General features: G+C 43.4%; 10 protein-coding genes, 1 tRNA gene, 1 other RNA gene and 1 pseudogene. 11 read left to right on the top strand and 2 right to left on the bottom strand.

Annotated features, from left to right (window positions below; translation table 11 throughout):
* Positions 1-270 (top strand): annotated as a pseudogene (locus ACTXGO_RS01165) (EamA family transporter RarD); the annotation flags it as partial.
* A 74-nt stretch (positions 271-344) separates the two neighbouring features.
* On the opposite strand, the gene smpB reads toward ACTXGO_RS01165, so the two are convergent.
* Entirely contained in the window at positions 345-821 is a 477-nt protein-coding gene (gene smpB / locus ACTXGO_RS01160; RefSeq protein WP_317200177.1) for an SsrA-binding protein SmpB, read from the bottom strand.
* 262 nt (positions 822-1,083) lie between these two features.
* Here smpB and coaD point away from each other — a divergent pair, with 262 nt between their 5' ends.
* The 10 genes from coaD (at position 1,084) to recO (ending at position 9,175) form a co-directional block, all read left to right on the top strand.
* Positions 1,084-1,602, top strand: a complete 519-nt coding sequence (coaD, locus tag ACTXGO_RS01155; RefSeq protein ID WP_317200176.1) for a pantetheine-phosphate adenylyltransferase — start codon at positions 1,084-1,086, stop codon at positions 1,600-1,602.
* Positions 1,603-1,643: 41 nt separating this feature from the next.
* Positions 1,644-1,892 carry a YfhL family 4Fe-4S dicluster ferredoxin gene (locus tag ACTXGO_RS01150; RefSeq protein WP_317200175.1) on the top strand — a complete coding sequence of 83 codons (249 nt, stop codon included), beginning with the start codon at positions 1,644-1,646 and terminating at the stop codon, positions 1,890-1,892.
* 64 nt (positions 1,893-1,956) lie between these two features.
* Positions 1,957-2,333: RNase P RNA component class A (gene rnpB / locus ACTXGO_RS01145), an RNA gene on the top strand.
* A gap of 83 nt (positions 2,334-2,416) precedes the next feature.
* Positions 2,417-2,493: transfer RNA gene (locus tag ACTXGO_RS01140), tRNA-Met, on the top strand.
* A 412-nt stretch (positions 2,494-2,905) separates the two neighbouring features.
* The gene (gene lepA, locus ACTXGO_RS01135) at positions 2,906-4,705 is read left to right on the top strand and encodes a translation elongation factor 4 (RefSeq protein ID WP_317200174.1); all 1,800 of its coding nucleotides are present in this window, start codon (positions 2,906-2,908) and stop codon (positions 4,703-4,705) included.
* A gap of 158 nt (positions 4,706-4,863) precedes the next feature.
* Positions 4,864-5,766, top strand: a complete 903-nt coding sequence (gene lepB / locus ACTXGO_RS01130; RefSeq protein ID WP_435950249.1) for a signal peptidase I — start codon at positions 4,864-4,866, stop codon at positions 5,764-5,766.
* Positions 5,767-5,871: 105 nt separating this feature from the next.
* Entirely contained in the window at positions 5,872-6,261 is a 390-nt protein-coding gene (locus ACTXGO_RS01125; protein ID WP_317200172.1) for a DUF4845 domain-containing protein, read from the top strand.
* Between the two features lie 52 nt (positions 6,262-6,313).
* A complete protein-coding gene (rnc, locus tag ACTXGO_RS01120) occupies positions 6,314-7,108 on the top strand; it encodes a ribonuclease III (RefSeq protein WP_435950250.1) in 795 nt (264 codons plus the stop codon).
* A 183-nt stretch (positions 7,109-7,291) separates the two neighbouring features.
* Positions 7,292-8,308: a GTPase Era gene (gene era / locus ACTXGO_RS01115; RefSeq protein ID WP_435951006.1), complete on the top strand. Its 1,017-nt coding sequence runs from the start codon at positions 7,292-7,294 to the stop codon at positions 8,306-8,308.
* Positions 8,309-8,362: 54 nt separating this feature from the next.
* Positions 8,363-9,175 (top strand): DNA repair protein RecO, encoded by an 813-nt coding sequence (recO, locus tag ACTXGO_RS01110; RefSeq protein WP_435950251.1) that lies wholly within the window; start codon positions 8,363-8,365, stop codon positions 9,173-9,175.
* Between the two features lie 109 nt (positions 9,176-9,284).
* On the opposite strand, the gene ACTXGO_RS01105 is transcribed toward recO, so the two are convergent.
* Positions 9,285-9,839 (bottom strand): pilus assembly FimT family protein, encoded by a 555-nt coding sequence (locus ACTXGO_RS01105; protein WP_443542494.1) that lies wholly within the window; start codon positions 9,837-9,839, stop codon positions 9,285-9,287.
* Positions 9,840-10,045: the final 206 nt, after the last annotated feature.

Below are 10,045 nucleotides of genomic sequence, written 5' to 3'. Positions count from 1 at the left end.
AGTGTCCTTGCGATGAAAACCAACGTCGATGCTAGTCAAATGCTACCCGTTAATGTCTACGGCATGATGAGCTATATCGAGCCTGCGCTGTTATTTATATTGGCGGTAACTGTACTTGGCAACCCGTTTGAGTCAGCGATGATTTATAGTTATGGACTCATTTGGTTGGGTATCGCATGTCTCATTATTCATGGTGTTAAGCAACTACGCCGCGCAAAACAAGAGAGACAAAGTTTAAAAGTTGCGCAAACGGTTTCATATGATTTTTAGAATGCTCTAAAGATAAGAAGGACGATTCAACATAAGGCTGAATCGTCCTTTTTTATAGATCAATATATAGGGCTTTAATCTAAATGTTGTTTAAAGCCGCGCTGCTTATCACGTTCCCAGTCACGATCTTTGAGCGTTTTGCGTTTGTCATGTTGCTTTTTACCCACAGCTAAGCCGATTTGGCATTTTACAAGAGAGTTTTTCCAGTAGCATGATAGCGGTACGCAAGCATAGCCTTTTTGGTTGACTGCGCCATAGAGTTTATCGATTTCACGCCGATTAAGCAGTAGCTTACGCGTACGCGTCGTATCAGGACTCACATGGGTTGAGCTTGAGAGTAGCGGCTGAATGTGCGCACCGAACAAAAACGCTTCGTTATTGCGAAAGATAATATAAGCTTCTGTAATCGTCATTTTGCCTGCGCGAATGGACTTTACTTCCCAGCCTTGCAATGCCAGTCCCGCCTCGAATGTTTCTTCGATAAAATACTCATGACGCGCTTTTTTATTACTGGCAATTTGATTGTCTGGTTTTTTAGATTTTTTTGACATTATTTTCTCCAAAGGGCGGCAAGTCATTGTTTTGAGATAGCTGCCCCGATCTAACGGTTCCTCGTCCTAACTCTGTTATCAGAATATTACTGTTATCAGGTTATTGCGATTGCTCGCAGCGGATGAGTCGAACCCGCTATTGTATCAAAACATCGAGCCAAATAGGTAAAACGAGCTTAGGACAAATGTAGCAGATAAGTATTAAACACCGCCGAAATTTGTTAGCATACGCAGTATCATCAACCACTATATGACCCTTGCTATGAACCCTGCAATCTCATCAAACACCTCATCAAAGCTGCACACCAAAATCTTGTACCCAGGTACCTTTGATCCGATTACCAATGGTCATGTGGATTTGGTCAAGCGTGCGACCAAATTATTTGATGAGGTAGTTATCGCTGTCGCATCAGGTCATCACAAAAAGCCGTTATTTAACTTTGAAGAACGCGTGAGCCTAGTTGAGACGGTATTTGCAGACTTGCCGCAAGTGTCTGTCGTTGGTTTTGAGGGTTTACTTGTGGACTTTATGCGTGAAAAAAACGCCACAGCAGTACTGCGCGGCTTGCGAGCCATGTCAGATTTTGAATACGAGTTTCAATTAGCCAATATGAACCGCGAACTTGATGATAGGTTTGAAGCGGTATTTTTGACCCCATCTCAGCATTATTCGTTTATCTCATCAACGATGATACGAGAAATCGCCAAGCTTGATGGTGACGTCAGTAAGTTTGTCCCAAAATGCGTCTCTCAGGCTTTTATTGAAAAGCTAGGTTCATAAAGAGCGGGTTGACAACAGTAATAATCGATAAGGAGCAGTTTATGGCGCTATTAATCACGGATGAATGTATCAACTGTGATGTCTGCGAGCCTGCTTGTCCCAATGAGGCCATCTCAGAGGGGGAGGACATCTATGTCATCGATCCTGATCTATGTACCGAATGTGTGGGACACTTCGATGAGCCGCAGTGCGTAGTGATTTGCCCTGTCGATTGCATCCCCAAAGATCCTGACCATAATGAGACTGAGAGTGATTTATTATCTAAGTACAAGCGTATTACAGGTCAGTAATTAAACTATAAATAGGATGAAAATACATAACCAAGCGGGTGCAAGTTTTGCTATACTAGCGCGCTTGGTAGACTAGGCGATCGCCGCTGCATACTGTTTGTTTTATAAATGAATAGACTTGCAGGGGAGGAAAGTCCGGGCTACATAGGGCAGCGTGCCAGCTAACGGCTGGGCAGAGTAATCTGACGACCAGTGCAGCAGAGAGCAGACCGCCTTTAGTGTCTAACACTATCGGTAAGGGTGAAAGGGTGCGGTAAGAGCGCACCGCGTGAATGGCAACATCTCACGGCAGGGTAAACTCCACGCGTAGCAAGACCAAATAGGCATCGGCATGGCGCGGCCCGCGTTCGATGCGGGTAGGTTGCTTGAGCGTATTAGCGATGATACGCCTAGAGGAATGATCGTCCACGACAGAACCCGGCTTATCGGTTTACCAAACCTTTTTATTTAGCGTAACAGGCAAAAAATTGTGCTTTAGGGGTTGACGCAAGTCTCCTGCTTGGGCATAATACCGAGCCTTAAATGGCGATGTAGCTCAGCTGGTTAGAGCGCATGACTCATAATCGTGAGGTCAAGAGTTCAAGTCTCTTCATCGCCACCATTTATATAGTAGTAGCTTGTGTTATCAAAAACTCCAATCCTTTGTGATTGGTTTTTTTTTGCCTAAAATATTACCTTTCTTATCCGCATTGATAAGTATGTTTGAAATATTATAAGAAGATAAAAATAACGCAACCTATATTCAACGTACTACTGACTGAACTTTACTTGTATATTGTTGCTCGCCAACAGAGCCTAACAAAATCGCCTTACTTTGTAGGCAAAAACTGCTAGAATACTTGCACCTGTCTATGCGTAGTCAAAAGCAGCAGCAATTGCTGTTTTACTGATTTTGTAAGTATGATAAAGGGCCTGTAGGCGAGTAATCGTTTGCATGGCTACCTTAACGTCTATGCTAGGCATCATCTTTTTTATCGTTGTTATTCAATCATCATTTATTTAGTAGGCGCTTTGTGACCTCATTAGCTAATATTCGTAACTTTTCTATTATCGCCCACATTGATCATGGCAAATCGACCCTTGCTGATCGCTTTATTCAGATGTGCGGCGCGCTGCAAGATCGTGAAATGCAAGCGCAAGTCCTCGATTCCATGGACATCGAGCGTGAGCGCGGGATTACGATCAAAGCGCAGTCCGTAACCTTGTATTATGACCATCCAAATGGTGAACGCTTTCAGCTTAACTTTATTGACACCCCAGGTCACGTCGATTTCTCTTATGAGGTATCACGCTCATTAGCCGCTTGTGAAGGTGCGCTACTGGTCGTTGACGCCGCGCAAGGGGTTGAGGCGCAGTCGGTTGCTAATTGCTACACCGCTGTTGATCAAGGCCTTGAAGTCATGGCAGTGCTAAATAAGATCGATCTGCCACAAGTCGAGCCTGAGCGCGTCATTCAGGAGATCGAAGACATTATCGGTATTGACGCCGTTGATGCTCCGCGCGTATCTGCCAAATCTGGCCTTGGCGTTGACAAGCTGCTTGAGGCTTTGGTTGAGTTTATCCCAGCACCGACAGGAGATCGTGACGCGCCGCTACAAGCGCTGATTATCGACTCTTGGTTTGATAGTTATCTAGGCGTAGTCTCTTTGGTGCGCGTACGTCAAGGGACAGTCAGAAAAGGCGATAAAATATATATCTTATCGACCAAAGACGCCCATCCTGTTAGCTCCATTGGTGTTTTTACGCCAAAACCTCTAGATACAGGTATTTTAGAGGCGGGTGAAGTTGGCTTTATTATCGCTGGTATTAAAGATATTGCAGGCGCGCCCGTAGGTGATACTATCACTCATGCCAAAACGCCTGATGTTGAGCGTATTCCTGGGTTTAAGCAAATCACCCCGCAGGTGTACGCCGGCCTATTCCCAGTCGATGCTAATGACTTTGAGAAGTTTCGTGAAGCGCTGCAAAAACTGCAAATTAACGACGCCTCGCTGTTCTTTGAGCCTGATACCTCTGATGCACTAGGTTTTGGTTTTCGCTGCGGCTTTTTGGGTATGCTGCATATGGAGATCATCCAAGAGCGCCTTGAGCGTGAGTATGATCTCAACCTGATTACTACCGCGCCCTCGGTCATCTATGAGATTGAAAAGAAAAACGGCGATATTATCTACGTCGACAACCCTTCAAGACTACCTGAACCGAATAATATCGAAGAGTTTCGTGAACCCATCGCCCGCTGCCAGATCCTAGTACCGCAAGATTACCTAGGTAATGTCATGACCCTATGTATCGAGCGCCGCGGCGTGCAAGTTGATATGCGCTTTATGGGTAAGCAAGTACAAATGATATTTGATATTCCAATGGGTGAAGTGGTCATGGATTTCTTTGATCGCCTAAAGTCGGTCTCGCGCGGTTTTGCCTCTTTAGATTATAACTTTGAGCGTTATCAAGCGGACAAATTGGTCAAGGTTGATGTCTTAATCAACGGCGAAAAGGTCGATGCTTTGGCTATGATCGTCCATCAAGACCAAGCGCGCCATCGCGGCAATCAGCTGGTTGGCAAAATGAAAGAGCTGATACCGCGTCAGATGTTTGATGTCGCTATTCAAGCCGCTATTGGTAGTCAAATTATCGGTCGTAGTACGGTCAAAGCTATGCGCAAAGATGTTTTAGCCAAGTGCTACGGCGGTGATGTCTCGCGTAAGAAAAAGCTACTCTCCAAGCAAAAAGCGGGCAAAAAACGCATGAAGCAAGTCGGCAATGTGGAGATTCCACAAGAAGCCTTCTTGGCGGTATTGCAAGTAGATAGTTAGAGTTTAAGGTTGTGTCTGGTAAAGGTACATCTAATAAAAGTACAGTTAACACGGACATAACAGCTGCTCATTTTATCAATGAGTTATACGTTCTAAAACAATAATGACTCGCAGCGTTTTTGACAGCAGATCAGTGCTAAGTTAATAGGCAACAACGTATGGATTTTGATTTTAATTTGATTTTGGTGCCATTAACCTTGGTTTTAGGGGCTATTTGGCTGCTTGATAAGCTAGTACTAAAGCAGCGCAAAAAGCTGGGCGCTGGCAAAGAGAATATGCCAGTACGCTGGGCTTATGACTTTTTTCCAGTACTCGCCGTCGTCTTGATTGTGCGCTCGTTTTTGTTTGAGCCGTTTAATATTCCCTCATCATCCATGGTGCCGACGCTCTATACTGGCGACTTTATCGCAGTCAACAAGTACGCTTATGGCGTGCGTTTACCGCTTACTTATACTAAAGTAATTGATACAGGCAGCCCTGAACATGGCGATGTTATGGTGTTTCGCTATCCTGAGAATCCGAGCATCTACTATATAAAACGTGCCATTGGTCTACCAGGCGATACGGTCAGTTATGACGATGGCACGCTTGCTATCAATGATGTGCCCGTTGAGACGACCCCCGTTGATTTTACTCCTAAGCCTGAGCTTACCAGTAGTCTTTATCTTGAAGGACAACCCATTCAAAACTATAGACTCACTCAACAAGATGCTATACAGATGGGCTTAGATGAAGAAGCCAAAGCTGAGTACTTTGAAGAGATTCAAGGCGATCATAAGCATCTAGTACGCTACTTGCCTGGTATGAATAGTTCACAATATGCTAATTTTTTACAGCAAGAGTCTCCAGAGGTGGTTAGCTCGGCAGGTACTAAATGGCGCATTACCGTCCCTGATGGTCATTATTTTGTCATGGGTGATAACCGAGATCGCAGCGCCGATGGGCGCTGGTGGGGGTTTGTACCTGACGAGAACCTAGCAGGTAAAGCGGCTTATATCTGGATGCACAAACCGCCAGGTCTAAATATGCCGTCTTTATCGCGCAACGGCTCTATCGATTAGATGTAGTCAGCTAAGAGGTTTAACGCAGTTAGAGATAGAGTCTGTGCTAATATTAATATAGGTATTACGGTTACCAATACGCCAACAGGTTAAAGGATTATAAAGGTGCATCAATTATCTAGCTTGTCCACACAGCGCGGCTCTGGGGTGACAAGTGTTATATTGTTTATCATGGTACTAGGTATAGCGGTAAAGCTAGCTGTTGCTATTGTCCCTGCACAGTTAGATGATCGTCAATTGACTAAAATCATCGCCGCTGAGCTCAAAAGAGCCAATGATAATGGCGATACTGCTCGCGAGCTAATTGAGAATACTAATAAGAAGCTATCTATCAATGCTTATTACGATACCAAAGCCGAAGATATTTTTACCTTTACCAACAGTCAAAAAGGTCAATTGGCTATCTACAAAAAGTACAATAAGACCAATAATCTATTTGGGAATGTCGATATCGTCAGCCGTTTTGAAGGCGACATCGAACCTATAACAGAATAATGAGATCAACTAACTACTCACTTGTACAAAAAGGGATAACCACAAGCCACAAATGAAACCAACTTCGCAGCAGACGGTGCCAAAGACCCAGTCCAATCATAACGCTACCGAGACACCTATTGTAAGCTCTGAGTTTATGCAGCGATTGGCTGTTTTGACACGTAAACTAGGCTATACCTTCAATAACCTAAGTTTTCCAAAATTGGCATTGACTCATCGCTCTTTTGATAGCAAAAAAAACTATGAGCGCTTGGAGTTTTTAGGCGACGCTCTGCTAGGTATGATTGTTGGCGAAGCGCTATATCATAAGTTCCCCTTGGAGAATGAAGGTAGGCTTACTCGCATGCGCGCAACATTAGTTCGCCAAGAGTCGCTCGTTATTATCGCTCAAAATTTGGGCCTCTCAGATTACCTTATTTTAGGCGTCGGCGAGCGTAAAGGCGGTGGTCGCAATCGTGCATCGATACTAGCCGATGCGGTTGAGTCACTAATAGGGGCGATCTACTTGGACAGTCAGGACTTAGAAGTTGTTCGTACTTGCGTATTGGCTTGGTATGGTGATTTGATTGATAACGTTAACGATCAAAAAGTGCTCAAAGACGCCAAGAGTCGTTTGCAAGAGTGGCTACAATCTAAGCAGTTTGATCTGCCGCATTATGAGCTGGTCGAGACTCGCGGTAACGCGCCCTATCAGATCTTTGTAGTGCGCTGTCAGGTTAATATTCCCAATTGTCCTGATATTACCGAATCAGGAGAGAGCCGCCGTATTGCAGAACAAAAAGCGGCTGAGCTTATGATTAATCAGCTGCATAAACTACCAAATTCTGCCAAAAAAGCACATAAATAATTTTCTATAAGCAATCGTTATGATTTGCCACTACTTAAAGAACACAATACCCTTATGACAAAAGATACTGATACCAATCAAGCGAGCACCTTAGATACTGCTAATCCTACGAGTAATGCAGGCCTAGAATCTACTCAAGATAAAGAGCCAAGAACAATAGGTAAGGCGTTAAGTCAGGTTCAAATGCAGGCTGAGACAGAAATAGATGCTGTAGATAATGATACAAATAATGAAGATACAATTGATGGGTTTTTTTCACCGAATCATCAAGCGCAGATGACAGATGATTTTAGAGCAGGCTATGTCGCGATTGTCGGTCGTCCTAACGTTGGCAAATCAACCTTGATGAACCACTTGCTGGGTCAAAAGCTATCGATTACCTCCCGCAAGCCGCAAACCACACGCCACCGTATTCATGGTATTTTGAGCACGCATGAGATGCAAGCGGTGTTCGTTGATACCCCAGGTATCCATCGTAACGAAGTCCGAGCGATTAACGAGCGCATGAATAAAGCGGCGGTATCAGCGTTAGTTGACGTTGATCTGGTACTGTTTGTGGTCGACTCTGATCAGTGGCGCGACGATGACTTGTTAACGCTGCAAAAGCTAGGCGATACCAATTTGACCGTAGTGCTGGTCATCAATAAAGCCGATACCTTAAAGGATAAGGGGTCGATTCTACCGCTTATCGAGACCTTTAGTGATAGCTTTGATTTCGCTGATATCGTTCCCGTATCGGCGCTCAAAAATCAAAACCTTGATCGCCTAGAAGAAGTGATAGCGTCACACTTACCAAATGCAGCACCTATTTATGACACTGAACAAATCACTGATCGCTCAGAGCGTTTTTTAGCCAGTGAAATCATCCGTGAAAAAATTATGCGTAGTGCAGGGGACGAAGTTCCTTACGATTTGACCGTACAGATTGATGAGTTTAAGGATGAGCCTGCGCATACTGATCCAAAAACGGGACGACCGCGTAAGGCCGTAACCTTTATCGATGCAACTATTTATGTTGAGCGCAGTGGACAAAAAGCTATCGTCATAGGTGATAAGGGTCAGCGTATTAAGCAGGTAGGGATGGATGCTCGTAAAGATATGGAACAGCTGTTTGATAAAAAGATTATGCTGACACTATGGGTCAAAATTAAACGTGGTTGGTCTGATGATGAACGCGCTTTGACGAGCCTAGGGTATTAAACTTATTAAAACTATACTGTCACTGAAAATGCGATATTACTGAGACCAAAGCAGATGCGTAATGAAGCGTTAACAGGTTACTTATTACATCAACGCTCTTATCAAGAAAAGCGTGCGCTTTATTATCTATTCTCTGAGCAGTATGGCGTTGTCCATGGTATTGGTAAAAAGGGAGCACCGCTGTTTATACCGTTGCAGCTGTTTGCCACTGGTAAGCGTGATCTTAAAACCTTTAGTCAAATTAACATCGCTCAAATACCTAGTAACAGTCATAGCGATAGTGCCCCTAAAGTAGACCAAGTCTCTTCACCCATGAGTGAGCAAGAACTGGTTGTTAAAGACACCAAAGACCCTATAAACGAGCTTTCTTATAAACAGATCACAGGTCAACATCAGTATGCAGCACTGTATCTAAACGAGATACTCTGGCGACTATTGCCAACTGAAGATCCAATGCCAGTCTTATGGCATCATTATCAAAATAGCCTAGAGCAGCTTAAGCAGGCTCTAACTGCTGACGAGCTGCGCCTTTGTTTGCGCCATTTTGAGCAGCATCTATTTGCTGAGTTAGGATTTTCTTTAACGTTAGAGCAAGACAATATGTTAAATGCTATTGAGCCTGACACGACTTATCGATTTTTACCAGATGCCGGATTAGTTCCCATTGTGCATACTGAGGCGACAACTAACGCTACTGCGCAGTCGATATTTGAAGGAAAAGAGATTATAAAAATGGTTGAACAGGGCGTCGTACTTGATACTCTCAGTAACTGGTCGCGCCTTTATCGTCAGCTCATAGATCATTTGTTAGATTATCAACCTCTGCAAAGTCGTCTACTTTGGCAGCAGCAACAACGCTATCAGTAGATAGTCTTTGATTAGAAGATAGCTTTTGAATAAGATTTGACGCTCAAGAGGAGTGATCAGGCAGATTGTTGTAGTCAGACATATGCAGTGATAACTATGCAGTCATAAATTAGGCACAGCCCGTAGGATGAGTGCTGCTAGGTTTATGTCTGACGATGCCGCCTTGGTTAAATGAGATTTGATACATGGCGTCATTATAGCTCGACGTTGGGCAGTACTTTATGTGACCGAAATGTCCTCGCGGTTTTCCACTATCACCCCAAAACTTTGTGTAGTGACGTTTCGCGCCCACTCTTAAACTAAGTTTACTATATTTAGGGTTCAAATTTTGCTCATCGAGCAAGTAGTCTACTTGTACGTCAAAATGCTTGTTATCATTGACATCAACGAAGAGTAAGATTTTTTTATCACTATCTCTATGACATCTGCCTTTAGCATCAGAAAGACACACTAATAAATTTTGTCGACGAATATAACTTTCCGCTTTGGCAAGACTAAATATACTCTCTAACTGGTTTTTGATGCGATTAGCTTCCATACTAGCTAAATGTTTAAAGATGCTAGGAGCGGCGATGGTCATTATAATAGCTAAAATAGCCACAGTAATGATCAGCTCAGGTAACGTGAAGCCATTTCCTTTGGCTCTTACAGATATCTCATCCATGTGATATTTCTCTCTGTGTACGCCATCTTATGAACTAATTACTTTTTTGATTAAAAGTTTACAACTTTTGATTTTGACACAAAGCTGTATGTATACATTGTATGCGTATTCATTTTTCATTATTAACTTGAACTAATGTTCATCTGTATAATATAAACTGAATATGTATCAAATGTCAAAAAATGTTTCAATTGGTGAATCATGAG

It is taken from the genome of Psychrobacter sp. T6-1, assembly GCF_052258445.1.
Note: the sequence above shows the minus strand (reverse complement) of the source record. Positions and strands in the feature narration are given on the sequence as shown.